The organism is Antarctobacter sp., from assembly GCF_048262615.1.
GTDB lineage: Bacteria > Pseudomonadota > Alphaproteobacteria > Rhodobacterales > Rhodobacteraceae > Antarctobacter.
In genome coordinates this window covers 303,006-329,154 of record NZ_JBLXFB010000003.1, presented here as the reverse complement: position 1 = coordinate 329,154, position 26,149 = coordinate 303,006, and the positions used below count along the sequence as shown (strand labels likewise).

Sequence of the window (26,149 nt, the reverse complement as noted above, 5' to 3'; positions counted from 1 at the left end):
TCATGCGCCGCATCCTGCGCAAGATCGCCGAAAACGACTACGGCGCATTGGGCGACACCTCCACCCTCGCCGATCCCAGCGTCGTCGACGATCTCATCGACAACAGAATGAACCGCTGAGGCGGCAGAGCCCACCAAGATAAGACAGCCGCCGATCAATCGGCGGCTGTCGGGATCGCCCCCCTTGAATGCCAAAAGCAGGTTATCGGGCCCTGCCAGAAAGGTCGCGTAAATCTCTGCCAACGCTGTACCTTTGACGTTTGCATCGCTGCATCCATAGTGGCGACGCCCGTGGACTGGGTATCTCTGCCCACCTCCAGCGGCGGCCACAGCGAACCCTGCCCAGCCAGCCCGGTCCGGTGGTGAAGCTTGGAGCAAATTTTATCCGCGTCCTGCGCCGCCGCGGCCCGGATGTGACCTGCCCGTCAAATGTGTACGCCTTGGACCGAATTTCTCCGCAATTTAACCCAACCCGCTGCAAAGGAATGCCGCAGGTGTTAATGTCAGGTCATGTGGGGGCGCTCTGAATGGAGCAGCCGCATGCAAGTTATCATACCACCGACGCATTCCGCGCCGCAGGCCACCGGTCATCCGCAAGGGCTGCCCGGCGACCGGACGGAGTCGAATACGCAGACAAAGATCAAGCCGATCGCTGACGCCCGCAACCCGGAGTCACGGCTGAACGAAGGTCTTGCACCGACCAAATTCTGGCGTGCCGCCAATGGCGAACCGGATCCATCAACCAATGCGCCGCCGCCTTCGATCATGCAGATCACGATCTCCCGAATGCTGGACGCGCAAATTCCGGCCTTTGGCAGCCGGGAGCCGCCCGCCGCAGCCAGCGAGCGGACAGAGGCAGAGTCAGAGGCAATGGGCGCGGCCAATCGGCCCGAACCGAATCCCGTCACCTCGACCGTCAGCCCGGCCACGGACGATCAGTCGGCAGAGCCGAACGACTCGCGCAGTTCTGTCTTGAGCACCTTGCCATAATTGTTCTTGGGCAACGCAGGCAGCGCAACATAAGCCTTTGGCCGTTTGAACCGGGCGATCCGGTCGAGGCAATGCGCGTCCAGCGCGGCCTCGTTCAGGGGGCCGTCGCAGACGACAAAGGCCACCACGTCCTCACCCCATTCGGGGTGGGGGCGGCCGACGACGGCTACCTCTGAGACGTTTGGATGCTCCAGCAGGGCCTCTTCGACTTCGCGCGGGTAGATGTTTGTTCCGCCCGAAATGATCAGATCCTTGGACCGGTCTTTCATGGTGACATAGCCGTCCACGTCCATCGCGCCCATGTCGCCGGTCCAGAGCCAGCCATCCTTCAGCGTTTTGGCCGTGGCCTCTGCGTTCTGCCAATACCCCGACATGACGATATCCCCCCGCACGAGGATTTCCCCAACCGCATCGGGCGGAAGCGTCACGCCTTGCTCATCGGCAATGCGCACCTCGACCGCAGATTGCGCCCGTCCGACGGACCCAAGCCGTTCGCGCCAACGCGGGTGGCTGCGATCCGTCACGTCATGGCGCGACAGCGCGGTGATGCCCATCGGGCACTCTCCCTGACCATAGATCTGGGCAAAGACCGGGCCAAAGTGGTCAACGGCTTCGATGATATCGGCGTTGTACATCGGTCCACCGGCGTACACCACCGTGCGCAGACCCGCGCCCGGGTTGCCCGAGGCCTTGGCATGACGGGTCAGGCGCTGGACCATTGTCGGCGCCATGAACATGTGGACGCCACCAAAATGCGCCGCAAGGCCAAGCGTCTCCTCCGCATCGAACCCGCCGGACGGCGGAAACACATGACGGGCACCGGCGCGAACATGCATCATGTTGTAGATGCCCGCACCATGGCTGAGCGGAGCGGCGTAAAGGGCGGCGTCCTCGGCGCGGACAAGGTCACAGTCGGATTGATAACAGAGCGACATGGTCATCAGCATCCGGTGCGTGATGATCACGCCCTTGGGGCGACCGGTGGTGCCGGAGGTGTAGAACAGCCATGCCAGATCATCAGGCGCGCGATGAACGGGCGCGTCCAGCGGAGCGGCCTCCAAGAGCGCCCGCCAAGCGGCGCTGCCGGTCTCTATCACCTCTGTCGCCGCGACCTGTGCCAGATCGGGGGCAAGATCGGCCGTCGCAAAGGCAAGCGACGCGCCGGAGTTCGCCAGAATGAAATCCGCTTCGCGGGGGTGAAGCTTGGCGTTGATCGGGACAATGGCCGCTCCGGCGTGCCATGCGCCGTATTGGGCAATCAGGTAGTCGGGGACATTCTTCATGAACAGCGCAACACGGTCGCCGGGCCGGATGCCCCGCGCGATCAGAGCCCCGGCAAGGCGCAGGGCGGCGGCGTTGAAGGGCCCATAGTCCGCCACCGGCGCACGGCCCAGAAACAGCGCGGGCCTGTCGGGGCCAAGCTGGGCGGCGCGCGCAAGCCATGTCGAAATGTTCATGTGTGATCCTCCCCGGTCGCGGATGCTATGCGGGGCACCGGTCCGCTGCAACATCTGCGCGCGGCCTCGTCGCCGCAACTGCCCCCGCGTGACAGGTCCGTGCGCAGCCCGACTGGCAAAAACCCGTGGAGATGACCCGAAAACGGCGGGTGGAACGTTTGCGCCATCGCTTTTCCTTCGCCGCGCCATGGCCTATAAGCTGCGCAGAGCCCGCCGGTGTGACCGGTAACGGGCCATTGGACATGGCGAGGATGGCATGAGCGAGAAGAAGACCGAGGCGGATGTGGCCTTCATCAAGGCGCTGGCGGAACTCCTTCAGGAGAACGACCTGACGGAACTTGAAGTTATGCGCGAATATGGCGACGACGACAGCCTGCAAGTGCGCATCAGTCGCGCGGTCCCGGTTGCCGCACAGGCCGCCCCTGTCGCTGCCGCCCCCGCTCACATCGCTGCCGCCGCCCCCGCAGCGGCCGCCGTCGCCGCGCCGGAGATGCCCGAAGACCCGGCCGCCCATCCCGGTGCCGTCACCTCACCCATGGTGGGCACCGTCTACATGCAGGCCGAGCCGGGCTCTGATCCGTTCATCAGCGTCGGCGCCTCCGTCAAGGAAGGCGATACGCTGCTTATCGTCGAGGCGATGAAGACGATGAACCACATTCCGGCACCGCGCTCAGGGACCATCAAGCGCATCCTCGTCGAGGATGGCGCGCCGGTGGAATACGGCGCTCCGCTTGTGATCCTTGAGTAAGCGCATGACTGACAAGATCCTTATTGCCAACCGTGGCGAGATTGCGCTGCGCGTTATTCGCGCCTGTCGCGAAATGGGCATTCCGTCGGTCGCGGTGCATTCCACCGCTGACGCCGATGCCATGCACGTGCGCATGGCCGATGAAACCATCTGCATCGGCCCCGCGCCGTCGACCGACAGCTACCTGTCGATCCCGGCGATCATCTCGGCCTGCGAAGTCACCGGCGCGACGGCGATCCATCCCGGCTATGGATTTTTGTCGGAAAACGCCCGGTTCGTGCAGATCGTCGAAGACCACGACATCACCTTCATCGGCCCGTCGGCGGAACATATCCGCACCATGGGCGACAAGATCACCGCCAAGGAAACAGCCAAGGCGCTGGGTATCCCGGTTGTTCCGGGGTCCGAAGGCGGCGTCGGGTCTGTCGAGGAGGCCAAGAAGATCGGGGCGTCCTTTGGCTATCCGGTCATCGTCAAGGCCACCGCCGGTGGCGGCGGGCGCGGCATGAAGGTCGCCCGCGACGAGGCAGAGATGGAGCGCGCTTATCTGACCGCGCGGTCCGAATCCAAGGCCGCCTTTGGCAACGACGAAGTCTATATCGAGAAATACCTGCAACGCCCGCGCCACATTGAGATTCAGGTCTTTGGTGACGGTCAGGGCAATGGCGTGCACCTGGGCGAGCGGGACTGTTCCTTGCAGCGTCGCCACCAGAAAGTGTTCGAAGAGGCGCCCGGCCCGTCGATCAGCCCAGAGGAACGCGCCTACATCGGCGGGATCTGCGCCAAGGCCATTTCAGAAATGGGCTATCGCGGCGCGGGCACCATCGAGTTCCTGTATGAAGACGGTGAGTTCTATTTCATCGAGATGAACACCCGGTTGCAGGTGGAACACCCGGTGACCGAGGCGATCTTTGGCGTCGATCTGGTGCGCGAACAGATCCGGGTCGCCGCAGGCTACCCGCTGTCGTTCACGCAAGATGACCTGAAAATCAACGGCCACGCCATCGAAGTGCGGATCAACGCCGAGAAACTGCCCGAATTCCGGCCCTCGCCCGGCACCATCTCGCATTTCCACGCGCCCGGCGGTCTGGGTGTGCGGATGGATTCGGCGCTGTATGACGGCTATCGAATCCCGCCCTACTACGACAGCCTGATTGCCAAGCTGATTGTGCATGGCGCAGACCGGCCAGCCGCCCTTGCGCGGTTGAACCGTGCGCTGGGAGAGCTGATCGTGGACGGGGTCGAGACCACTGTGCCGCTGTTCCACGCGCTGCTGCGCGAAAAGGACATCCACACCGGCGAATACAACATTCACTGGCTGGAAAAATGGCTGGAGGCCGGCGGGCTGGAGTGATCCCGCCAGCCACGTGACAGGCTGGGTGCACGTCGCCGGTCCAAGACGTTTCTGACCCGCCCCCACCACGGGCGGCGGGTCGACACTCTGATTTCTCTCTGGCCTTGCCCCTTTGGCCAAATACCCACATTGTAGCTCACCTTTTGCCAAATGATTACGCACACCACATGAGCGTCACCCCCGAACTGCTGCTACACGCCTACCGCACCGGGATTTTTCCGATGGCGGAACGCCATGACGACCCGGAAATTTTCTGGGTCGATCCCCGGCGTCGGGGCATTCTGCCTTTGGACGGGTTCCGCATTTCCCGCAGCCTGGCAAAACGGCTGCGTCGCGATGATTACTCCGTGACGTTGAATGCCGATTTCACCGGTGTGATCGACGGCTGTGCGGACCGCGACGAAACCTGGATCAATGCCGAAATCCGCGACCTCTATCACGCCCTGCACACCGAAGGGCGCGCGCATGCGCTGGAGGTCTGGATGGACGGGGATCTGGTCGGTGGCGTCTATGGCGTGGCCGTGGGCGCGGCCTTTTGCGGCGAGTCGATGTTTTCGCGCCGCCGTGATGCGTCCAAGATCGCGCTGGCCTGGTTGATGGACCTGCTAAGACGTACCGGTTTCACGTTGTTCGACACGCAATTCCTGACACCGCACCTTGCCACTCTGGGCGGGATAGAGATCACGCGGCACGACTATCGCGCGCGGCTGTCGTCCGCGTTGAAAACAGAGGCCGATATCCTGTCTGCGCCGCTTGCCTCAAACGGTGCCGAGGTTGTCGCCCGGAACGCCTTGGCGACGACATCGGGGACCAGCGCCCCCGACTGACGGAGTGCGTCCCAAAAGCCTCTACCCATGGAAAATCGCCCCTGCCGGGCGCGCACAGCGCCTGTGCGGCGGCAAAAGTGAACTGAACGGTTTGAAAACCCCGCGCGAGTCGCTAAGTGCCGCAGCAAACCGCCCTCTTGTCGTATCCGGAGACCGTCTATGCGTTCCCTAGCCCCTGCCCTTGCGGGCCTACTGCTTGCCACCGCCGGATTCGCGCAGGAGGTGCCCAAGCCGGTCAAGCTGATGGAGGTCAGCGCCCAACCGACGCAGATCGAACGGCTGTTCTACGGTCAGGTACAGGCCCTGCAAACGGTCGACCTTGCCTTTCAGGTCGCGGGCCAGATCAAGACGCTGGATGCCGAGGAAGGCACTTATCTGAAGATCGGCCAGACGATTGCCCAGCTGGACCTTGACCGCTATCGCCGCGCGATGTCGCAGGCAGAGATCAACCTTGAAAAGGCCCAGCGTGACGTGACCCGGCTGGAAAGCCTGCGCGGACAGGCCGTATCAGAGGTGTCGGTGAACGACGCCCAGACGCAGTTGAACCTCGCCGAGATCGGCTTTGAGGACGCGCAGGACAATCTGGAACATGCCACGCTGCACGCCCCTTTCGATGCGCTTGTCGCGCGCCGTCTGGTGGCGAATTTCACCACGGTTTCGGCTGGCACGCCCGTCGTGCGCCTGCACGACGTTTCGGAACTGCGCGTGGACATCGAAGTCCCCGAGGTGCTGTTCCGGCAGGCCGGCGCGTCCGACACGGTGAAATTCAGCGCCCAATTGCCCGGCGATCCGACCAGCTATCCGCTGACCATGCGTGAATTCGAAACTGAAACCAGTTCGGTTGGCCAGACCTATACCCTGACGCTCAGCTTTGACGACCCGCCGGGCGATTTTGTCTTTCCCGGTGCCTCTGTGACGGTGATCGCGTCGGCCACCACAAACGGCCATACCGGAGTTGTCCTGCCAGAGACCGCGCTGATCTATGCGCCGGACGGATCAGCCGCCGTAATGGTCTACGACGACGGCATCGTGCGTCGCACCCCGGTCCAGATCGAGATCCGCGCCGACGGGCGCACCTATCTCAAGGACGGTCTGGACGACGGCACGCAGATCATGCTGACGGGCGCGGCTTTGGTCACGGATGGCCAATCCGTCCGCCCCTTCACTCGCGTCGGAGAATAACCTCATGTCCATCGCGCGTGCGTCCATCGACAAGGCGCTGATCACCTGGCTGTTGATGCTGATCTGCCTGCTGGGCGGAATCTGGGGCTTTGCCACCATTGGCCGACTCGAAGATCCGGCCTTTACCATCAAGAACGCCATCATCATCACGCAATACCCCGGTGCCTCGGCCGAACAGGTCGCCCGCGAGGTGAGTGAGCCGATCGAGTCCGAGATCCAGAAGATGGGTGAGATCGATTTCATCACCTCATCGAACAAACCGGGTGTCAGCCGCATCTCGGTCAACATTGAATCGACCTTTGACGGCACCGAACTGCCCGCGATCTGGACCAAGCTGCGCAACCGCGTACAGGACGCCCAGCGCAGCCTGCCCGCAGAGGCGGGCACCCCGATCGTCAACGACAACTTCGGCGACGTCTACGGAGTGTTCTATGCCGTGACCGCGCCCGGCTTTACCGATGCGGAAACCCACGAGATCGCGGAATTCCTGCGGCGCGAACTGCTGGCTGTCGATGGCGTGGCGGACGTGGCCCTGGCCGGGCTGCCCACCGAGGCGATCTATGTCGACGCCAACCCGGCGATTTTCAGCAATCTCGGGATCGCGCCCACGGCACTGGCAACGGCACTCGCCAATACCGACACGCGCACACCGGCGGGCAGCATCGTGCAAAACGGGCAGGATATCCGCATTCAGGCCCCTGCCGGGGATGCCTCGGTGGACGAAATCGCACGGCTGACCATCGGTGTCGGCGGTGAGGTGATCGACCTGCTGGACATCGCCAAAGTGACCCGTGGCCGGGTTGAAACCCCTACCGAAATCATCCGCTTTCAGGGGCAAGAGGCGTTTACGCTGGGGGTTTCGGGCAAGGCTGACCTGAACATCGTCGAGATCGGCCAGCGGGTCGATGCGCGGCTGGCTGAAATCATGCGCGACATTCCCGCCGGTGTGGAACTGCAACCGATCTACCAGCAGCACGTGGTCGTGGACGAGGCGTCGAACGCCTTTCTGGTGAACCTTGCCATGTCGGTGGCGATTGTGGTGATCGTTCTGGCACTCTTCATGGGATGGCGGGCGGCTGTCGTGGTGGGGGCCACGCTGTTGCTGACCGTGGTCGGCACCATCTTTGTAATGGCCATTTTCGGCATCGAGATGGAGCGTATCTCGCTGGGCGCGCTGATCATCGCCATGGGGATGCTGGTGGACAACGCCATCGTGGTCGCCGAGGGGATGCAAGGCGACATGGCGCAGGGCAAATCCGCCCGCGATGCCGCCGAGGATGTCGCCGCCAAGACCCAGACCCCGCTGCTGGGCGCGACCGTGATCGGCATCATGGCCTTTGCAGGGATCGGCCTGTCCCCGGATGCGACCGGTGAATTCCTGTTCTCGCTGTTTGCGGTGATCGGCATTTCGCTGCTGCTGTCCTGGATTCTCGCGATCACGGCCACGCCGCTTTTGGCGCATTACTTCTTCAAGGTCGGCACCGGCGACGCGGGCGACCAATACGGCGGACCGCTGTTTCGCGCCTACCGCGCGACGCTGAACCTTGCGCTGCGGTTGCGCTGGCTGGTGATTGCCGGGCTGATCGGCCTGACGGTGGTGTGCTACATCGGCTTTGGCCAGGTGAAGCAGCAGTTCTTTCCCGACAGCAACACGCCGCTGTTCTACGTCCACTACAAGCTGCCTCAGGGGGCCAGCATCCATCGAACGGCAGAGGACATGAAGCTGCTCGAAGACTGGCTGGCGGATCGTGACGACGTGGTGTCGGTTGCGACCTTTGTGGGCGGCGGGGCCACGCGGTTCATGCTGACCTACGCGCCCGAAGAGGCGCTGCCGACCTATGGCCACCTCATCATCCGCACCGAAAGCCTTGAACAGATCCCGCCGCTGCGCAGCGACCTTGAGGCCTTTGGGCGCAACACACTGACGGCGGGCGAGTTCCGGACCGAACGTCTGGCCTTTGGCCCCGGCGGGGGTGCCCCGATCGAGGCGCGTTTCTCCGGGCCGGACCCGGTGGTCCTGCGCGAATTGGCCGAAAAGGCGATGGCTGAACTGCACGCCGGATCGGATCAGTTGCTGGACCTGCGCACCGACTGGCGCGAACGCGAACTGGTGATCAAACCGATCTTCGCCGATGAGCGTGCCAAGGCGGCGGGCGTCACCCGCGAGGATCTGGCCAACTCCCTGCTGCTGGGTTCTGACGGGTTGCAGGCAGGTGTCTACCGCGAAGGCGACCGCCTGATCCCGATTATCCTGCGCACCGATGTGGCCGCGCAGGAAGGCGGCGCCTATCTGGCGGACCAACCGGTCTATTCCAGCGCCGCACAGGCCTATATTCCGGTGTTGCAGCTGATCGACGGCTACGACTGGGAGGCGCAGAACACGCTCTTGCGCCGTCGCGACCGGGTGCCCACCATCGCGGTGCAGGCAGGCGTCGCCGCCGGAGTCAACGCCTCTGCCGTCTTCAACGAGATACGCGCCGGGATCGAAGCCATTGACCTGCCCGAAGGGTACACCCTTGAATGGGGCGGCGAATACGAAAGCTCGACAGAGGCGCAGGCCGCACTGGGCAAGCAGTTGCCGCTGTCGCTGATCATCATGGTGCTGATTTCCGTCCTGCTGTTCGGCCAGATCCGTCAGCCCGTGGTGATCTGGCTGCTGGTCCCGATGAGCGTGAACGGCGTGGCGCTGGGGCTGCTGGGGACCGGGTTGCCGTTTTCCTTCACCGCGCTGCTGGGCCTGCTCAGCCTGTCGGGGATGCTGATCAAGAACGGCATCGTTCTGGTCGAGGAGATCGACCTTGTCCGGGCCGAGGGCGTGGGCTTTCGCACGGCGGTTCTGGATGCCTCCACCTCGCGGTTGCGGCCTGTTGTGCTGGCCGCCGCGACGACGATCCTTGGCATGATCCCGCTGCTGTCCGACGCCTTCTTTGCGTCCATGGCGGTGACGATCATGGGCGGGCTTGGCTTTGCCTCTGTCCTGACGCTGATCGCGGCCCCGGTGCTTTACTTCAGCTTCTTCCCCAAAGCGCGCAAGGCGGACGCAGCGGCCACCGCTGCGGCCAAGGCCTGACGCACACATTCCCAAGAACCGGACCGCGGTCCGGTTCTTGGGCACCTACGCCCCCGCGCTACGACAGGTCGTCAAAGATTTGTTCAGGAAACGGGTGAAACCCGAGACGTCCGGCGGCGATCAATCCGGCAGCGTGCAGCGCAGGACCCAGACGTCAAAACGCGCATGGTCCATCGCGTTCAGCGCCGGGGACGAGGCGATCATCCAGCCCGAAAACAACGGCTTGGCAATGCCCGCCTCGCGGATGGTCAAGAAGGCATAGGCGTCACCGGAAGGGTCGCCTTCGGGATAGCGGCATTCCTTGAGCGCGATCTCGATCAGGCCCAGAACCTCTGTCTCGCCGTTTTGCAGGACGATGTCCGTGACCTTGGCGTTCAGCTTGTCCAGCCCGCGCAGCACGGCGCCTGTGCCATTGCTCGCCTTTTCCTGCGCACCGGCAGGGACGGCCGCCAGCGCAAGCAGAACAGCGGCCGCGCGCAGGCTCATTGTGTGGTGTCCTCTGCTCCGCCGCCAACATAGCGCAGCAAAAGCGTGAGCAGGCTGACAGAGCCTTGGGTGTCGAGGATTTCTTCGCCAGCGCCATAATAGAACAGCGAGCCGCCGGGGGAGATTTCGACATAGTTTCCGCCAAGCAGCCCTTCGGAGGCAATGGCGATCACGCTGTCATCGGGCACCTGCACGCCGTCGTTCAACACAACGGTGGTGTCGGCACGGTAGGTTTCGGCGTTCAGGCTGATCCCGCTGACGGTGCCCACCTTGACGCCTGCAAGGCGCACGTCGGTGCCGACACTGATCCCTTCTACGGACCGGAAAGAGGCAGACAGCTCATACCCGGTCGCGCCGATGGCAAAGCCCGTGCTCTGAATAGTATAGGCCCCAAAGGCCAGCGCCGCCGCCAGAACCGCGCCGCCGACGGCCACTTCGGCCACGGAATGGGTCATTTGGGCGACCACGCCTCATAGTCGCGACGGTCTGCCGGAGCCTCACGGCGGATAGAGCCGGCGGGCGCGTAGGCCAGCGCGGTGCCGGTCAGGTTCTCGCTGTGCGGCTTTTCCCAGACCTTGTGCGGCAGCGGCCGGTCGGTGGGCGCTTCTTTGAAGGTGTGGTGCAGCCAGCCATGCCAGTCGGGGCTGACGCGGCTTGCCTCTGCCTCACCGTTAAAGATCACCCAGCGCCGCTTGCCGTCGCGGGTCTGGTAGAAGGTGTTGCCCTGCTCATCCTCGCCGACCTTCACGCCTTTGCGGCTGGTGTAGATCAGGGTGTTGAGCGTGGCGCCATTCCACCAGGTCACGGCGCGCAGAAGGGTATTGAGAATGCCCATGGACGACTCCTCGTGTGTCTCGGGCCTTGTATGGCGAATTACCGGGGCGGGGTCCAGTGGCAGCCATGACGCATGTTCCCCGTTTACCGCAGTTGAAGAAGGTTCTGGCGCGGCAAACGTGGTGAACATAATCTTAACACAAAGGGGTGGCACGCGGACCATGACCAAAAAGACCAGAAACGGGCGAGCAGTGATGAAAGATACAGTAACGGCAGTCACCTGCCGGGGCGTGGCCGTGCCCGCCTCTCCCTTTCTGACCGAAACCCGCATACGGCGCATGGCCGAAGAACGTTATGAAGGCGATGAGATCGCAGGCGCGCTGGCCGTTGTGCGCCCCGGCGACCGGGTGCTGGAGCTGGGCGCGGGACTGGGTGTGGTGGGGGCCGTGGTGGCCAGCAATGCCGCCCCGGAGGCCGTGCTGTCGTTTGAGGCCAACCCCGACCTGATCCCCCATATCCGCGCGCTACATGCCTTGAACGGCCTGCAAGACAGGATCGAACTGCGCAATCAGGTGTTGATGAGCGCCCCGGACCGGCCCGACACCCGGACCTTTTACCTGCGCACCTCTTTCCTTGGGTCCTCTCTGGTGGATGTGGACAACCGTCAGACACGGCCCGTCGAGGTGCCGACCGCCTCTTTCGACGCCGTGGTCGAAGAGTTCCGCCCCAACGTCCTGATCATGGATATCGAGGGGGGCGAGTTGGAGTTTCTTGAACACGCCAGCCTCAAGGGCATCCGCGCGGTGGTGATCGAATTCCATCCCGGCGTCTACGGCACCGAGGGCGCCAAGACCTGCAAGGACCGGCTGCGCGCGCTGGGGTTCCGCCGCAATGACGATGTGTCGACGCGGTTCGTCTGGACGTGCAGCCGCGCTCTGCTGCGGATGGAACCGCCCAGCCCGGTGGGCGGCTGGTCCTGCCAGATCGCGCGGCTGAAACGCCCGGTGGTCGTGCCGCCGACGCATCGGTCGCATGTGCAACCCTCGGGCGTGCTGTCCGCCGAAGGACAGGTGGTGCCGCACGCGGCCACGTGGCGGAACGCGCGGCTGTTGACCCCGCCGCCTGCGCAACCCGACCATGCCGAGCGTCTGCCGGGCCGCTGGCTTTGGGGCGGTGTGCTGTGGCGCTATTTCCCGCATTTCGTGACCGAAAGCGTGACCCGGCTCTGGGCGCTGGAACATATCGACATGTCGCGCTTTGATGGCATCCTGTTCACCCCCAAGAACCCGACCAACACCGATCCGCTGCCCGCGTTTCACCACGAATTCCTGCGGCTGATGGGTTGTGACCTGCCGATCCATGAGGCCCGCGCGCCCTGCGTGCCGGATCAGTTGATCGTGCCGGGTCAGGGCTTTGGGCTGGGTGACATCAGCCGCGGCACCGACCGGTTCATCGAGACGGTTGCCCTGCGCTTTGGGCAGGATGTGGTGCCCGAGGGGCCGGAGAAGCTGTATATCAGCCGCTCGCGGCTGGGCGCGGGGCGGGGCGCGCTGTTGGGTGAGGCGCGACTGGAGGCGTATCTGGCGGCGGAGGGTTATGAGATTTTCCACCCGCAGGCGCATTCGCTGACCGAGCAGGTGGCCCGCTACAAGGCGGCCAGACAGATCGTGGCGGCGGAGGGGTCGGCGCTGCATTTTCTGGCCTTCGCGGCGCGGCCCGATCAGCAGGTGGCGATGGTTTTGCGGCGGCGGTCGGGGGCGACGCAGCATATCTCGGCGCATCTGGAAAGTTTTTCGGGGCGCGCGCCCCTTTGGGTCGAGACCCTGCGGCGGGCATGGATGCCGGCCGGGCAGGTCCGCAAGCGATTGGCCATCGGAGAGCCGGATTTCGCGGCGGTTCAGGCGGCCCTTGTGGGGGCCGGATTCGTGGCCCCCGGCCCGGTCTGGGAGCAGCCCGGAGAGGATGAGGTTCGGGCGCTTTTGGGGCCTGATTTTGAGCTTTTGGACGAGGCCGCGCGGCTGGCGGGATAAGGGCTGTCCACGCGTGGACAAGATCGCGCCCCAAGAAAATCAATAGCTTGCAGAGACGGTTTAACCTTGTCTTCAGGTTTTTCCCGCGTGACCAGCGGTGACGGTGGGCGGTGGCGGTGGGTTGAAAACCCACCCTACGCCTTGATCACCGCGCGAGGGCTGTGACCTCGATCTCGATCCGGTATTTGGGGTCGATCAGCCCACATTCCACCATGGTCGCGGCGGGGGGATTGGCGCCAAACGCCTCGCGCAGCAACGGCCAGCAGGGTTCGAATTCGGACCGATCCGGCAGGTAATAGGTCACTCGCACCACATCCGAGAGGCCGGAACCGGCCTTTTCCAGCGCCGCCGCAATGGTCGCCAGCGCGGCCCGGCACTGGTCCTGCACCGTCTCGCCCTGCCCCACGGTGCCCGCCACATGGACAAAGCCCCCGGCCACAACCGCGCGGCAATAGCCGATCTGTTCCTCGAACGGGCTGCCGGACGAAATGCGGGTGATGGTCATAATCATGTCTCCAACGCTGATGGATCTGTCGCGCCCAATGTCCCGGATCGCAGCCAAAGCGCAAGATGGGCCGGAGGGGCATGGACAAAAACCCTGCCACGCCCGCCAACGTGGCAGGGGCTGGACAGCGCCGTTTCGCCCCCCCATCGCGGCAAAAGAAAAGGCGGGGTCAACCCCCGCCCTACCCTAATCCGCGATGTCGCGGCCTCAGCCTGCCGAAGCGCCCTCTTTCTTGGCGTCGGCATAGATCATCAACGGCTTGGCCTCAGAGACCACCGATTCCTCATTGACGACAACCTCTGTCACCTCATCCATGCCCGGCAGTTCGAACATGGTGTCCAGCAGGATACCCTCAAGAATGGAGCGCAGCCCGCGCGCGCCGGTCTTGCGTTCAATCGCCTTTTTGGCGATGGCCGACAGCGCGTCTTCGGTGAAGTCGAGCTTGGTGTCTTCCATCTCAAACAGGCGCTGGTACTGCTTGACCAAGGCGTTCTTGGGCTGGGTCAGGATGGTGACAAGCGCGTCCTCATCCAGATCCTCAAGCGTGGCGATGACCGGCAGACGGCCGACAAATTCCGGGATCAGGCCGAATTTCAGCAGATCCTCAGGTTCCAGTTCCTTAAACGTCTCACCGACGCCAACCAGACTGTCATCGCGCACATCGGCGCCAAAGCCCATGGCAGAGCCTTTGCCGCGCTGCTTGATGATCCGGTCAAGACCGGCGAAGGCCCCACCACAGATGAACAGGATATTGGTGGTGTCGACCTGAAGGAATTCCTGCTGCGGATGTTTGCGCCCGCCCTGCGGCGGAACCGAGGCAACGGTGCCTTCCATCAGCTTCAGCAGGGCCTGCTGCACGCCCTCGCCCGAAACGTCGCGGGTGATCGAGGGGTTTTCAGACTTGCGGGTGATCTTGTCGACCTCGTCGATGTAGACGATGCCGCGCTGCGCGCGTTCGACGTTGTATTCGGACGATTGCAGCAGCTTGAGAATGATGTTTTCCACATCCTCACCGACATAGCCCGCCTCTGTCAGCGTGGTGGCGTCGGCCATGGTAAACGGCACATCCAGAATGCGCGCCAGCGTCTGCGCCAACAGCGTCTTGCCGCAGCCGGTGGGGCCGATCAGCAGGATGTTGGATTTCGCCAGTTCGATGTCCGACGATTTCTGCGCGTGGTTGAGACGTTTGTAATGGTTGTGAACGGCGACAGAGAGCACACGTTTGGCCGTGGCCTGCCCGATCACGTAATCGTCCAGAACATCGCAAATCTCACGCGGGGTGGGAACACCATCAGCCGCCTTCAGCCCGGCGCCCTTGGTTTCCTCGCGGATGATGTCCATGCAAAGTTCAACGCATTCGTCGCAGATGAACACGGTGGGGCCCGCAATCAGTTTACGTACCTCATGCTGGCTCTTGCCGCAAAAGCTGCAATAGAGGGTATTCTTGCTATCGCCGCCTGAATTCGTTGCCATTGTGCACCTTTCCCGGTCTCAAATCCGGTTTCTGCTTCGCCAGCGACCGACCATTGCGCCCCCACAACGCGGCCTGCCGCCAGTGTTCGGACAGCTTAGGCCACGTGGTCGGGCGCGACAATCCGAAAATTCGCCCCGCCCCACCCTGCGGCGCGGGGCTGCCTCATTAGGCGTCGCTGTCACCCTCGGACGTGCGCGACGTCACGATTTCGTCGATCAGCCCCCAGGACTTGGCCTGTTCGGCGTCCATGAAATTATCCCGCTCCAGCGCGCGTTCGACCGTGTCGTAGTCCTGACCGGTGTGTTTCACGTAGATCTCATTCAAGCGGCGCTTCAGCTTCAGCGTTTCTTCGGCGTGGATCATGATGTCTGTCGCCTGCCCCTGATAGCCGCCGGAGGGCTGGTGGACCATGATGCGGCTGTTGGGCAGCGAATAGCGCATACCCGGCGCACCGGCGGTCAACAGCAAAGACCCCATCGAGGCCGCCTGCCCGATGACAAGGGTCGACACCTTGGGTTTGATGTATTGCATGGTGTCGTAGATCGACAGGCCCGAGGTCACAACGCCACCGGGGCTGTTGATATACATCGAGATTTCCTTGGACGGGTTTTCCGCCTCAAGGTGGAGCAACTGCGCCACGATGAGGGAGGACATGCCGTCATGCACCGGACCGCTGAGGAAGACGATGCGTTCCTTCAGCAGGCGGGAGAAGATGTCATAGGCACGTTCCCCGCGGCTGGTCTGCTCGACGACCATGGGGACGAGGTTCATATATGTCTCGATCGGATCTTTCATTTCAGCCTGCCTGCAAATGCTGTCAAAGGTGTAACGCTTGGATGTTACCTGAGTCTTAGTATCGCCATTGGGGGGCTGCAAGGGGCGCAGGGGAAAACGCCCGGAGGCGGGGCGGCCTTGCGCGGGGCGGCACAGACCCGGATCAGTGGCCGATCCGGCGCACATCCGTGCAAATGTGGGCGGCGCATTCCATTTCCAGCGTGACATGGGTCAGCCCGTGCGCGGTGGCCAGTTGCGTCTTGACCCGGTCCTTGATCGCGTCGGCATGGACCCAAGCGCCGGTCTCTATCACCAGATGCGCTTGCAGGGCGGTGGCGTGCTCATCCATCTGCCACAGGTGCGCGTGATGCAGGCTTTGCACGCCGTCCACGGCCTCGGCGGTCTTGAGCACATGTTCCGGGGCCATGCGCGGCGGGCTGCCCAGCATCAGGATGCGGATGACGCCGCCGATTTCGGACCATGCCATCCACAGGATGTAGCCGGCAATCAGCAGGGTGATGGCCGGGTCGACCCATGTCCAGCCAAAGGCCCAGATCAGCGCCCCCGCCACGATCACCGCGACCGAGCCCATGGCATCGGCGAGGTTGTGCAGAAAGGCGGCGCGGATGTTCACGCTGTCCTGCGCCATGCGGTAGGTCAGCGCGGCGGTCACAAGGTCGATGACCAGCGCGACGGCGGCGATGACGATGATCAGCCAGCCGATCACCTCTTGCGGCTGGAAGAACCGCATCACCGCCTCATAGATCAGGTAGAGGCCGATCACGATGAGGGTGGTCAGGTTGATCAGCGCGGCGACCACCTCTGCCCGGCCATAGCCAAAGGTCATCTCTGCGTCGGCGGGGCGGCGGGCAATGCGGCGGGCCCATGCGGCGATGATCAGGCTGGCCGCGTCCGAGAAGTTGTGCAGCGCGTCGGCGATCATGGCGAGCGAGCCGGAGAGCACCCCGCCAACCACCTGCGCGACGGTCAACAGCAGGTTCACACCGACGGCAGCCGCCATGCGGGCGTCGCCGGCATCGGGGTCGACGTGGTGGTGGTGATGATGGTGGTGTCCGTGTGGCATGGGCTGAGAAAGCGCCCATTGGCGATGAGGGTCAAGGTGGCTTGGCCCCTCCGCGACCGGGGGTCGCGCGGGTCTGCCTGTGCGGCCGCGTGACCTTGCCGCAGTCCGCCGCGCAGGGCGCGCGGCGGACGACAGGTTTCATGGCCCAGCGCGCTTAGCCAAACATGTCCGAGGTGATGCCAGCGTACCAGCCGACGCTTTCCTCATAGGTGGCCTTGCGCAGGGCGGCGTCCTCACCGGTGTCGGAGATGAACCCGTCGACCTTGGCGATCTTTTCATCCGTCGCCTCATAGGTCGCGCCCACCTTGACGCCGTCGTCGGTGTCGATCAGCGACCAGCAGGTGTTCGAGAACTTGGCCGGGAAGACGCGGCTGCCGGTGAGCGCACCGCGCACCGCCATCGCCGCGACCTTGGCCTGACTGTTGGCGGAAAAGCCGGATTTCGGCATGTCGCCCTGATTGGTGGCATCGCCAAGGATGTGAATATTCTCATCCAGCCGCGATTGCATGGTGTGACCGTTGACCGGTGCCCAGTTGCCATCGGTCAGATCGGCGGCGGCACAGATCATGCCCGCCTTTTGCGCCGGAATGACGTTGCAGACATCCGCCTTGATGACCTCACCGTCGATGTCGACCTCCATCGTGTCGGGGTTCACAGAGACGTTCTCGCCGCCGAAATCCGGGCCGATGCGGGTGATCATGCCGCCATAGTGCTTTTGCCAGCCCTCTTCGAACAGCGCCTGTTTGGAGAACCCCTCTTTCGGGTCGGCTATGATGATCTTGGCGGTGGGATTGGTGGCCTTGAGCACATGGGCGACCATGGAAATCCGCTCGTACGGGCCGGGCGGGCAGCGGTAGGGGTTGGGGGGCGCGACCATGACATAGGTGCCGCCCTCCGGCATGGCGTCGATCTGTGCCTTGAGCAACGCGGTCTGGGTGCCGGCCTTGTAGGCATGGGGCATGGCGGTTTGGGCGGTCACGTCCCAGCCGGGCACCGCGCCGTCGACAAAGTCGATGCCCGGCGAGATCACAAGCCGGTCATAGGGCACGCTGCCGCCACCGGCCAGTGCCACGGTCTTGGCGTCGCGGTCCACGCCCACGGCCCAGTCATGAACGACGTTGACGCCGTAGTCAGAGGCCAGCTTGGCATAGTTGTGTTCGATGCTTTGCAGATCGCGAAAGCCGCCGATGTAGAGATTGGAGAAAAAGCAGGTGTAATAGCTGCGCGAGGGTTCGATCAGGATAACGTCGATCTCACCATTGCTGTCCTTGGCGATATAGCGGGCCGCGGTCGCGCCCCCTGCCCCGCCGCCGATCACCACGGCGCGCGGTTTGCCGTGGCTGGCGGCCTGTACCATCGGTGCCGCGAGCGAGGCTGCCGCCGCAGCGCTGCCCAGAAATCTGCGTCTGTTCAATGTCATGTCCGTTCTCCTCCTTGTTTGGGCAGGGTTATCGGTGCGGCTGCCCTCCGCCTTTCAAACCGGGACGAGGACGCCCCGTTGTCATTCCCAAAGCCACGAAAAACCCCGCGCGGCACGGGGCTGCGCGGGGCGAGGGGCAGTTGAAAAAGGTCTTGGAGGTGTTTGGGTCCGGCGGTGTCACGTCGGCAAGAGGCCGAAGAACGCCGCCAGCGCCAGCAAAGCACCCAACATCAGTATCCGGGTTGCGAAAGGCATCCGCATGAAATCCATCCAAACTGGCCGGGGTTATCCCGGCGGAACACACAAGCGCAGAGGCGGAAATGGCACCGCTGCGGCGGGGCGCGTTGCCCTGCATGGTCACTGTCTTCTCTGGGTGGATTTTGCTCAATTGCGGAATACCTGACCCTTCGTCATTCGATGGTTGCGAAATAGGCCGCCAGTGCGGCGATTTCCTCATCGCTGAGGCGTCCGGCCATCATCTGCATCACCGGATGTACCCGCAGCTTACGCTTGTAGGCGTGCATGGCGATGACAAAGTCCTCTTCGGGCCATTTGACGATAGAGGGGATGCCGTCGTCGGCCCCGTCGCGCCGGTGGCAGGTCAGGCATTCGGACGCGAGGTATTCGCCATAGGCCACGTCCCCCACGATGGCGAGGATATCGGGCGGCAGGTCCACCTCACGGGCGATGGCGGTGGGGGCGGCCTCGGGGATGTCCTGCGGATTGGCGGAAAACTGGCGCAGATAGGCCAACACGTCGTGGCGGTCTTGTGCGTCTTTGATGCCCCGGAAGGACATGCGCGTGCCGGAAATCAGAACGCGGGGGTTTTCGATATAAGCGTCCAGCAGGTCGTAGTCCCAAGTCAGGCCGTCGCTTGAGGCGCGTTCCATTGATTTGGAATAGTCGAACCCCTCTATGCTGCCCGCGCGGCGTCCGAAAATGCCGTTGAGATGCGGGCCGATGCGGTTCTTGGCCCCTTCGCCAACCTGATGACAACCGATACATTGGCGAAACAGATTTGCCCCGCGATCCGCATCGCCGATCAGCCGGGCCTCCTCCTCTGCCTGTGCTGGCCCCCCGAGGGGAACCAGCGCGACGAGGGCTGTTATTGTCAGCCGCATCATCATGGTCAGACCTTATTGGCCGAAGGACTTGAGGTAGGCAATCATTGCCGCGACATCCTCATCCTTTCTCAGACCGGCAAAGGCCATCTTGGTGCCCTTCACGGTGCCGCGCGGGTTGCCGAGGAAGGCGGCGAGGGTGTCTTCGTCCCATGTACCGCCCATGTCGGCCATCGCGCTGGAGTATTTGAAGTCCTCGATGCCACCGATGGCGCGACCGATCACGCCGGTCAGGTGCGGGCCGGTGCGGTTCTTGGCCCCGTCGCCGATCTGGTGGCAGGCCTTGCACTTGCCAAAGATCTTTTTGCCATCGGCGACCCGTTCGGGGTCAAGCGAGCCCTCTGCCGGGGCGGCCGCAGGGGGGACTGCCGGGGCGGCGTCGGGGTCCGGGTCGGTGGCGGCGACCTCTGCCGGGTCGGCGGCGGAAGCCGGGTCAACGGCGGGCTCTGCGCCCGCCTCATCCGGGGTCACATCCAGAACCGTGGCGCGCATGGTGATCTCAACCGGGGAATCCTTGCAGTTTTCCATGCAAGGTTCCGCGCGCCAGAGGCTGTATTCCGTCTGGGCCCGGTCATCGACGACAAAGCCGTCGGCGTTGGGCAGCGTGATCGTCGGCAGGGTGTCGTTGGAGACCTCGAACGCATCGTCGATGATGTCGTTGGAATAGAGGATATAGGCGACGATGGCGTAAACATCGTCATCCGACAGGGTCTGCGCCGCGCCAAAGGGCATGGAGCGGTGGACATAGTCCCAGATCGTCGAAGTATAGGGCCAGTAGCTGCCCACGGTTTTTAACGGGTCGTCGTCGGCCAATGTGCCGCCGCCCCCGGCCAGTTTCGGCCAGTTGCCGACCCCCTCGGCGAAAGAGCCATGGCAGGCGGCGCAGTTCTCTTCGAACAGCGGCTCGCCCGCCAGCGCGGTGCCGCTGCCGACCGGCAGGCCGGTGCCATCGGGGCTGACGTCGAGGTCCCAGGCGGCGACTTCCTCTGGCAGGGCCTCACGGCCAAGGCCAAAGCGCAGGCCGGTGCTGTCGCCATTGTCCGCGTGGGCGGCGCCGACGATGCCGCCATCCAGCGCCGCCGGGTCCGCCGCGTCTGGGGCAGCAGCGGTCTGCACCGGGGCCACCGGCTCGGGGATGGGGGCGGGCAGGTTTGCGAGAACCTGCGGATTGCTGGGATAGCCCGCGATATTGCGATCGGCGAAGTTATACGCGCCCACCAGCATCAGGCCGATGCCCGCGGCGACGCCGCCGTAGAGTTTAAGAGACTTCGACATTTTCGGCCTCCCCATTGGCTTTGACGTGCCATGTCTGGATGCAGTTGTTGTGATAGATCGAGTTCAGCCCGCGCACGTCGCGCAGTTGCGCCTTGGTCGGCTGGACATAGCCGGTCTCATCCATTGCGCGGGACTGGAGCAGCATGTCTTCGCCGGTCCATGTGGTGTCGAGGTAGAAGCGGGTCAGCGCCTTGTCCTCACCGGGGGCGGCCAGACGGGCGGTTTCCCATGTCATGCCGCCATCCTTGGACACATCGACACGGGTGATCTTGCCGTGGCCGGACCACGCCATGCCGGTGATGACCAGCGGGCCATGACCGTGCTTGATCGGCGCTTGCGGGCTGGGCGAGGTGATGACGGACTTGGCGTCCATGACCCATGTCCACTTGCGCGAGGTGCCGTCGGCCAGCGTGTCGGTGTATTTCGAAGTCTCTTCGCGGCTCTCGACCGGGCCATCCATGACCTCGATCCGGCGCAGCCATTTGACCCACATGTTGCCTTCCCAGCCGGGAACGACAAGGCGGGCGGGATAGCCGTGCTCCTTGCGCAGAGCCTCGCCATTGGCCTTGAAGGCGACCAGAACGTCGTCCATCGCCTTTTCCATCGGGATCGAACGACCGTTGGAGGAGGCATCCGCGCCCTCGACGTAGACCCATTTGTCCTTGAAGTCGCCCGCAGCCTCCAGTCCGGCCTCTGCCAGCAAGGTGCGCAGCGGCACGCCGGTGTATTCCATGTTGTGGATCATGCCGTGGGTGAACTGCGCGCCGTTCAATTGCGCGCCTGCCCATTCCATGCCGGTGTTGGCGGCGCATTCGCAGAAATAGACATGCTGTTCGCGCGGGAAACGTTCCAGATCGGCGTAGGAGAAGACCAGCGGCTTGTCCACCAGACCGTTGATCATCAGCCGGTAGTCGGATTTCGACAGTTCGATCGCGCCGGAATGATGACGCTCAAACGCGCAGCCCTGCGGGGTGATGGTGCCGTCCAGCGCGTGGATCGGCGTGAAGTTGATCGAGGAAATCGTATCGGCGGTCAGCCATTCGACGTTGCGGCGGATGACGTCGTCCTCGAACCTGATCGGCAGGCCATAGGGGACCTCATCGACACCCGCGCCAAGGCCCGTGGCCCAGTCCTGCACCTCGGTGATCAGCGGATCGGGGCCAGCGGCGCGCGCGCCGGTGGCCGCCACCGCGCCTGCCCCCAGAGCGGCGGCACTGGTCAGGAACTGGCGGCGGGAGGGGCCGTTTGCGTCCTTGCTCATTGCGTTCTCCTTACGGATCATATCATTCATCTATGTGAATGAGTTGGCTGGAAAACAGGCGGGCCAAAGCCCGCCTGAAAGACGTGGCGGCGTCTTAGACGCCAACCACCTCAACGGTGTCGCGGGGCGCAATCGAAACGGTGCCCTGCTTGCGGATGTGGCTTTCGACCACATCCCAGATCTGCGGCCCCTCGGTGCCCTCGTTCACGCTGGCCCAGCCGGCGACCACATAGGTCTTGGCCGGGTCAATCGGCTCTCCGGTGCTGAGCAGGGTCATGTTCGAGATCCGCTGCCCCTGCGGCTTGGACACGTCGCAGCGGTAGCCCATGCCACCAACGCGCACCATGTCGCCGCCCTGCTGGTAGTAGGGGTCGGGGTTGAAGATGTTGTCGCCCACGTCCTCAAGGATCACCTTGAGGAATTCGCCTGTCATTTCAGAGCGGTACGCCTCACCATAGGTCATGGAGGTGACGTTCCAGATATCCTCGCGGGTGATGTTGTCACCAGGGATCAGCGAGGGGCCCCAGCGGACGCCCGGCGACAGGGCGATATCGGCCTCACGCTCGGACAGCAGGGCGTCGCAGATCAGGTCGTCCCATGTGCCGTTGAAGTTGCCCCGGCGATAGAGCAGCGAGTCGGTCTGGCCGATCACCTCTTCGAGGTCGGCCTTGTAGGGTGCGCGCTGTTCGTCGATCAGGCTGGCCATTTCCGGGGCCGGCGTGATCACGTCCGAGAAGATCGGGATCAGCTTGTGCCGGAAACCCATCATGCGGCCGTTCTGCACGTCCAGATCGACGCGGGAGACGAATTTGCCGTTGGAGCCGGAAGCGATCAGGATCGTATCCCCCACCAGCACAGGTTCGGGCAGCGCATCATGGGTGTGGCCGGTCAGGATCACGTCGATGCCGGTGACCTTCGAGGCCATCTTTTTGTCGACGTCAAAGCCGTTGTGCGACAGGCAGACCACCAGTTCGGCCCCCTGCGCGCGGACCTCATCCACCATGGCCTGCATGTTTTCGTCGCGGATGCCGAACGAGAACTCGGGGAACATCCAGCGCGGGTTGGCGATGGGCATATAGGGGAAGGCCTGACCGATAACGGCGATCTTGACGCCGCCGCGCTCAAAGAACTTGTAGGGCGGGAAGAGATCCGGCAGCGGTTCATCCCATTCGGCGTCAAAGATGTTCTGGCCAAGTGCTGCAAACGGCAGGTTCTCGACCAGTTCCTGCACCCGCTCGGACCCGAGGGTGAATTCCCAGTGGAACGTCATGGCGTCGGGCTTCAGCCCGTTCATGACGTTGACCATGTCCTGCCCTTCGGTGTGGTAGCAGGTGTAGGAGCCGTGCCATGTGTCGCCGCCATCCAGCAGCAGCGCATCGGGGCGGTCGGCGCGGATCGAGTTCACCACCGTGGCGACGCGGTCCATGCCGCCGACGCGGCCATAGCCTTGCGCCAGCGCACTGAAGTCACCCGAGGACAGCGCGTAATGCGAGGGCGCGCCGTCGTCGATGCCGTACAGCTTGCGGAAATCCGCGCCGGTGACATGGGGCACCGCACCTTTGTTGCCACCGACGCCGATATTGACCGAGGGTTCGCGGAAATAGATCGGTTTCAGCTGCGCATGGATGTCGGTGACGTGGATCAGGCTGACATTGCCGAAGGTGTCGAATTGCAGCAACTGGTCCTGGGTCAGCTTTTGCTGGGCGGCGAGCCGCGCCCAGTTGCCAAAGCCGGACGCGCCGAGCATCGCCGAGGCGGCCATGGACACTTGCAGGAAATCGCGTCTTGAGATCATGGGGAGGGACTTTCTATCTCATGACACACATGCGCATGTGTGAATTTGTTGGAGAAAGGAAACCCCGCGCCAGTCACCTGACGCGGGGTCGTGTGTCTTAGTTGCGGACCGAGGGGCCCTCGACCGAGAGGCCGTTGCCGCGCGATTTCACGTATAGTTCCAGCGCGATGAATTCCGGCGAACCGGTGCCGAAGGTTTCGGCGCGGGTGTCGCGGATGCAGCCCTTGAAGCGCGAATGCGATCCGTTCAGCTTGGCGTTTTTCAGACGGTAGGTCGGGAACCCGTTGATCTGGCCCTGGCTGAGGTGGTCGGCGCGGATGTAGTTGCCGTAGTTCTGCTCGTGGCAGTTGGCGCAGGACAGTTCAAGCTGGCCAAAGCGGGTATAGTACATCTCCTTGCCCTTTTGCCAGGCGTCGGCAACCGGGCCGTCGATGGCCACATTGACCGGCAATCCGCGCGACACGGAGGCAATCAGCGCCTCCATCGAGACCGCCGCGTCGGCGTCGTATTTCCACGCGTCCGCCCCCATGCGGTTGGTCCGGCAGTCGTTGACCTGCATCTGGACCGTGCGCAGTTCACCGGCCTCTTCGTTCCACTTCGGATAGGTCGCGGCGACCCCCACCATGCTGTCCGCCGGATCGCCGTGGCAATCCGCGCAGGATTTGCCTTCGGCGCCTTCGGCGGTGTTCCACTGGTCCATGGCCTGATCGACAAAAATCATGCCCTGATTTTCGAAGTCGTCGGTCTGGAGTTGCTGCGTTTCGTCCGACCGGAAGTGCCAGCCGGAGACAACCTCGTCCAGCGCGTCCGACAGGTGATCGGGCGCTGCCGCCTTGGTGACCATCTCCAGATCGCCGTTGATGGTCAGCGTATCGTCATCTGCGCCGCCGGCAAAGGCCGCGGGCGCAAGCAGCAGTGCGGCTATAGCCGTCAATGCCTTGAATTTCATAGGTATCCCTCCCAATTGGCGATCCAGCCCCGCGTCGTGCGGGACAGGATTTATCTTGCCAGGTCAGCCGACGGCGACCGATTTGGTATCTTCGTAGACGTCGCCGTCATCGTCGTACCAGGTAAACTTCAGATCGCCCGCTTCCGGAATGGTCGCTTCGAATTCGAAGTAGGGGTTGGTCGAGATCGCGGGCGCGAGAACGATGTCGATCACGCTCTGACCGTTGAACTCGCAGGTAAAGCGGTTGATGATCGAGCGCGGGATCACATTGCCCGACCCGTCCTTGCGCTGCCCCGATTCCATCTTGTGCGAAATCAGGGTCTTGATGGTCACGACCTCACCGGCGGATGCCTTCTTGGGGGCCTTGACGCGGGGTTTGACACCAGATGCCATTTCTCAGAACTCCTCTAGGTTTCCGCTGATCAGCCGCCGCAGCCGCCGATGGTGACCTTGACGGTCTTCATCGCGGTCACATAGCTGCCGTCTGCCATCTTGGCGATTGCCTGCACGTCCTGCGTTCCGGCCAGGCGGATACGGGTCGACGCGGCCTGCGAACCGGCCAGCGGGCCGAAACGGAAGACCCCGACGCCCGGTGTCGGGTTGCCCAGTGCATAGACGCGGATCTCGACCGCGCCGGGGGCGTCGACCGAAATCGGCACGGTGTTGCCGTTTTCGGCGATTTCCGGGGCGGTCAGCGTCAGGTCGCCGGTGCCGGCGGTCGCGCCGGCCAGAAAGTCGTCGGGCACGCCGACCAGTTCGGCGTTCGGGTCGGCCTGGGCCAAAGCGCGCAGCGGCAGCAGGGCCACTGCGGCGGCACCGGCACCCAGCGCCAGAGTATCACGTCTCGTGAAGTCCATCATGTTTCTCCTAATGTGATCCGGGGTCAGCCTTCCTGCAACGTCAGCAGAAAGGCGACCACATCCTCGATTTCCTGAGCCGACAGGATCGGCGAGAGTTCACCCTTGGCGGCCTTGCCGGTGTAGCCGTCGCCGGGACGGATAAAGCCGGTTGTCTTGTAGAACGCAGGCATCACCGTGTCCGGGAAGGTCATCTTGGCGTTGACCACGATGCCGCGCAGTTCCTCGGCGGTGCGCGACTCACCCGTCCAGGTCAGTTCGGGGCCGACTTCGCCCTGAAACGCCACATCGGGCAATTGCGCGACCGAATGGCAAGCGGCACAGTTGCCTTTGGACCGGGACGAAAAGATGACGCGCCCGCTGTCCGCGTCGCCCGCCATACCGCTGAGAGACGTGGTGACATCGCCGTATTCGCCAAACTGGACATCGCCGGGGGCGACCGTGTCCGCGAACGCCGCTCCGGTCGCCAGGACCGCCGCCGCCGTGATTGCTGTAAGCCTCATGTTCCCTCCCTAGGCCTTTGAGTCACCGATAGGAGACCCTCATTTATACCTGTTGACGTATACCGTAGGCTACCGGGCGACCTCTACGCAACAACAAATTCAGGGATGTGAATTATTGCTCCGTTTGGTCGCACCTGCCTGCCCGCATGGTCTGTCTGTACCGGCAGGCAAAGCCTTCTGCCAGCTTCATTTTTCAGTACTTCAGCAGAGGGTT

At 63.5% G+C, this 26,149-nt stretch carries 24 protein-coding genes; 7 read left to right on the top strand and 17 right to left on the bottom strand.

Going from position 1 to position 26,149, the window contains the following annotated elements; genetic code table 11:
* Positions 1-539 precede the first annotated feature (539 nt).
* A complete protein-coding gene (locus tag ACN0S5_RS05345) occupies positions 540-989 on the top strand; it encodes a hypothetical protein (RefSeq protein ID WP_417206657.1) in 450 nt (149 codons plus the stop codon).
* On the opposite strand, the gene ACN0S5_RS05340 is transcribed toward ACN0S5_RS05345, so the two are convergent.
* On the bottom strand, positions 935-2,446 hold the full coding sequence (locus ACN0S5_RS05340; RefSeq protein ID WP_417206655.1) for an AMP-binding protein: 1,512 nt from the start codon (positions 2,444-2,446) through the stop codon (positions 935-937). The two genes, ACN0S5_RS05345 and ACN0S5_RS05340, sit on opposite strands and share 55 nt — an antisense overlap.
* A 256-nt stretch (positions 2,447-2,702) precedes the next feature.
* On the opposite strand from ACN0S5_RS05340, the gene accB reads away from it, so the two are divergent.
* From accB to ACN0S5_RS05315, 5 genes are all read left to right on the top strand, one after another.
* Complete coding sequence (gene accB, locus ACN0S5_RS05335; RefSeq protein ID WP_417206653.1) at positions 2,703-3,194, top strand: acetyl-CoA carboxylase biotin carboxyl carrier protein; 492 nt, start codon at positions 2,703-2,705, stop codon at positions 3,192-3,194.
* A gap of 4 nt (positions 3,195-3,198) precedes the next feature.
* On the top strand, positions 3,199-4,548 hold the full coding sequence (gene accC, locus ACN0S5_RS05330) for an acetyl-CoA carboxylase biotin carboxylase subunit (RefSeq protein WP_417206652.1): 1,350 nt from the start codon (positions 3,199-3,201) through the stop codon (positions 4,546-4,548).
* A gap of 167 nt (positions 4,549-4,715) precedes the next feature.
* Positions 4,716-5,375, top strand: coding sequence for a leucyl/phenylalanyl-tRNA--protein transferase (aat, locus tag ACN0S5_RS05325; protein ID WP_417206650.1), 660 nt, complete (start codon positions 4,716-4,718; stop codon positions 5,373-5,375).
* 159 nt (positions 5,376-5,534) lie between these two features.
* Positions 5,535-6,557 (top strand): efflux RND transporter periplasmic adaptor subunit, encoded by a 1,023-nt coding sequence (locus tag ACN0S5_RS05320; RefSeq protein WP_417206648.1) that lies wholly within the window; start codon positions 5,535-5,537, stop codon positions 6,555-6,557.
* A 4-nt stretch (positions 6,558-6,561) separates the two neighbouring features.
* A complete protein-coding gene (locus ACN0S5_RS05315) occupies positions 6,562-9,627 on the top strand; it encodes an efflux RND transporter permease subunit (protein WP_417206646.1) in 3,066 nt (1,021 codons plus the stop codon).
* Between the two features lie 120 nt (positions 9,628-9,747).
* On the opposite strand, the gene ACN0S5_RS05310 is transcribed toward ACN0S5_RS05315, so the two are convergent.
* Genes ACN0S5_RS05310 through ACN0S5_RS05300 form a run of 3 tightly spaced genes read right to left on the bottom strand, consistent with a single transcriptional unit; the run spans position 9,748 to position 10,948 of the window.
* On the bottom strand, positions 9,748-10,113 hold the full coding sequence (locus ACN0S5_RS05310; RefSeq protein ID WP_417206644.1) for a DUF2155 domain-containing protein: 366 nt from the start codon (positions 10,111-10,113) through the stop codon (positions 9,748-9,750).
* A complete protein-coding gene (mlaD, locus tag ACN0S5_RS05305; RefSeq protein WP_417206642.1) occupies positions 10,110-10,568 on the bottom strand; it encodes an outer membrane lipid asymmetry maintenance protein MlaD in 459 nt (152 codons plus the stop codon). Before mlaD ends, ACN0S5_RS05310 begins: the two co-directional genes overlap by 4 nt.
* Positions 10,565-10,948: an NADH:ubiquinone oxidoreductase subunit NDUFA12 gene (locus ACN0S5_RS05300; RefSeq protein ID WP_417206640.1), complete on the bottom strand. Its 384-nt coding sequence runs from the start codon at positions 10,946-10,948 to the stop codon at positions 10,565-10,567. Before ACN0S5_RS05300 ends, mlaD begins: the two co-directional genes overlap by 4 nt.
* Before the next feature lie 193 nt (positions 10,949-11,141).
* Between ACN0S5_RS05300 and ACN0S5_RS05295 the strand changes: the two genes are divergently transcribed.
* Positions 11,142-12,917 carry an FkbM family methyltransferase gene (locus ACN0S5_RS05295; RefSeq protein WP_417206638.1) on the top strand — a complete coding sequence of 592 codons (1,776 nt, stop codon included), beginning with the start codon at positions 11,142-11,144 and terminating at the stop codon, positions 12,915-12,917.
* Positions 12,918-13,062: 145 nt separating this feature from the next.
* Here ACN0S5_RS05295 and ACN0S5_RS05290 read toward each other — a convergent pair whose 3' ends face one another.
* The 13 genes from ACN0S5_RS05290 to soxX form a co-directional block, all read right to left on the bottom strand.
* Complete coding sequence (locus ACN0S5_RS05290; RefSeq protein WP_417206636.1) at positions 13,063-13,422, bottom strand: RidA family protein; 360 nt, start codon at positions 13,420-13,422, stop codon at positions 13,063-13,065.
* Positions 13,423-13,629: 207 nt separating this feature from the next.
* Positions 13,630-14,895, bottom strand: a complete 1,266-nt coding sequence (gene clpX, locus ACN0S5_RS05285; RefSeq protein WP_417206634.1) for an ATP-dependent Clp protease ATP-binding subunit ClpX — start codon at positions 14,893-14,895, stop codon at positions 13,630-13,632.
* A gap of 166 nt (positions 14,896-15,061) precedes the next feature.
* Positions 15,062-15,691 carry an ATP-dependent Clp protease proteolytic subunit gene (locus ACN0S5_RS05280; RefSeq protein WP_417206632.1) on the bottom strand — a complete coding sequence of 210 codons (630 nt, stop codon included), beginning with the start codon at positions 15,689-15,691 and terminating at the stop codon, positions 15,062-15,064.
* Positions 15,692-15,833: 142 nt separating this feature from the next.
* A complete protein-coding gene (locus tag ACN0S5_RS05275; protein ID WP_417206630.1) occupies positions 15,834-16,754 on the bottom strand; it encodes a cation diffusion facilitator family transporter in 921 nt (306 codons plus the stop codon).
* A gap of 154 nt (positions 16,755-16,908) precedes the next feature.
* Positions 16,909-18,174: an FCSD flavin-binding domain-containing protein gene (locus ACN0S5_RS05270; protein WP_417206628.1), complete on the bottom strand. Its 1,266-nt coding sequence runs from the start codon at positions 18,172-18,174 to the stop codon at positions 16,909-16,911.
* A 410-nt stretch (positions 18,175-18,584) separates the two neighbouring features.
* Entirely contained in the window at positions 18,585-19,295 is a 711-nt protein-coding gene (locus ACN0S5_RS05265) for a c-type cytochrome (protein ID WP_417206675.1), read from the bottom strand.
* Between the two features lie 15 nt (positions 19,296-19,310).
* Positions 19,311-20,570 carry a c-type cytochrome gene (locus ACN0S5_RS05260; RefSeq protein WP_417206626.1) on the bottom strand — a complete coding sequence of 420 codons (1,260 nt, stop codon included), beginning with the start codon at positions 20,568-20,570 and terminating at the stop codon, positions 19,311-19,313.
* A complete protein-coding gene (gene soxC, locus ACN0S5_RS05255; RefSeq protein ID WP_417206624.1) occupies positions 20,554-21,831 on the bottom strand; it encodes a sulfite dehydrogenase in 1,278 nt (425 codons plus the stop codon). Before soxC ends, ACN0S5_RS05260 begins: the two co-directional genes overlap by 17 nt.
* A 94-nt stretch (positions 21,832-21,925) precedes the next feature.
* Positions 21,926-23,626 carry a thiosulfohydrolase SoxB gene (gene soxB, locus ACN0S5_RS05250; RefSeq protein WP_417206622.1) on the bottom strand — a complete coding sequence of 567 codons (1,701 nt, stop codon included), beginning with the start codon at positions 23,624-23,626 and terminating at the stop codon, positions 21,926-21,928.
* A gap of 97 nt (positions 23,627-23,723) precedes the next feature.
* Complete coding sequence (soxA, locus tag ACN0S5_RS05245; protein WP_417206621.1) at positions 23,724-24,575, bottom strand: sulfur oxidation c-type cytochrome SoxA; 852 nt, start codon at positions 24,573-24,575, stop codon at positions 23,724-23,726.
* A 63-nt stretch (positions 24,576-24,638) separates the two neighbouring features.
* Positions 24,639-24,968 (bottom strand): thiosulfate oxidation carrier complex protein SoxZ, encoded by a 330-nt coding sequence (soxZ, locus tag ACN0S5_RS05240; RefSeq protein ID WP_417206619.1) that lies wholly within the window; start codon positions 24,966-24,968, stop codon positions 24,639-24,641.
* Positions 24,969-24,997: 29 nt separating this feature from the next.
* Complete coding sequence (soxY, locus tag ACN0S5_RS05235) at positions 24,998-25,432, bottom strand: thiosulfate oxidation carrier protein SoxY (RefSeq protein WP_417206617.1); 435 nt, start codon at positions 25,430-25,432, stop codon at positions 24,998-25,000.
* Between the two features lie 26 nt (positions 25,433-25,458).
* Positions 25,459-25,935, bottom strand: a complete 477-nt coding sequence (soxX, locus tag ACN0S5_RS05230) for a sulfur oxidation c-type cytochrome SoxX (RefSeq protein WP_417206615.1) — start codon at positions 25,933-25,935, stop codon at positions 25,459-25,461.
* Positions 25,936-26,149: the final 214 nt, after the last annotated feature.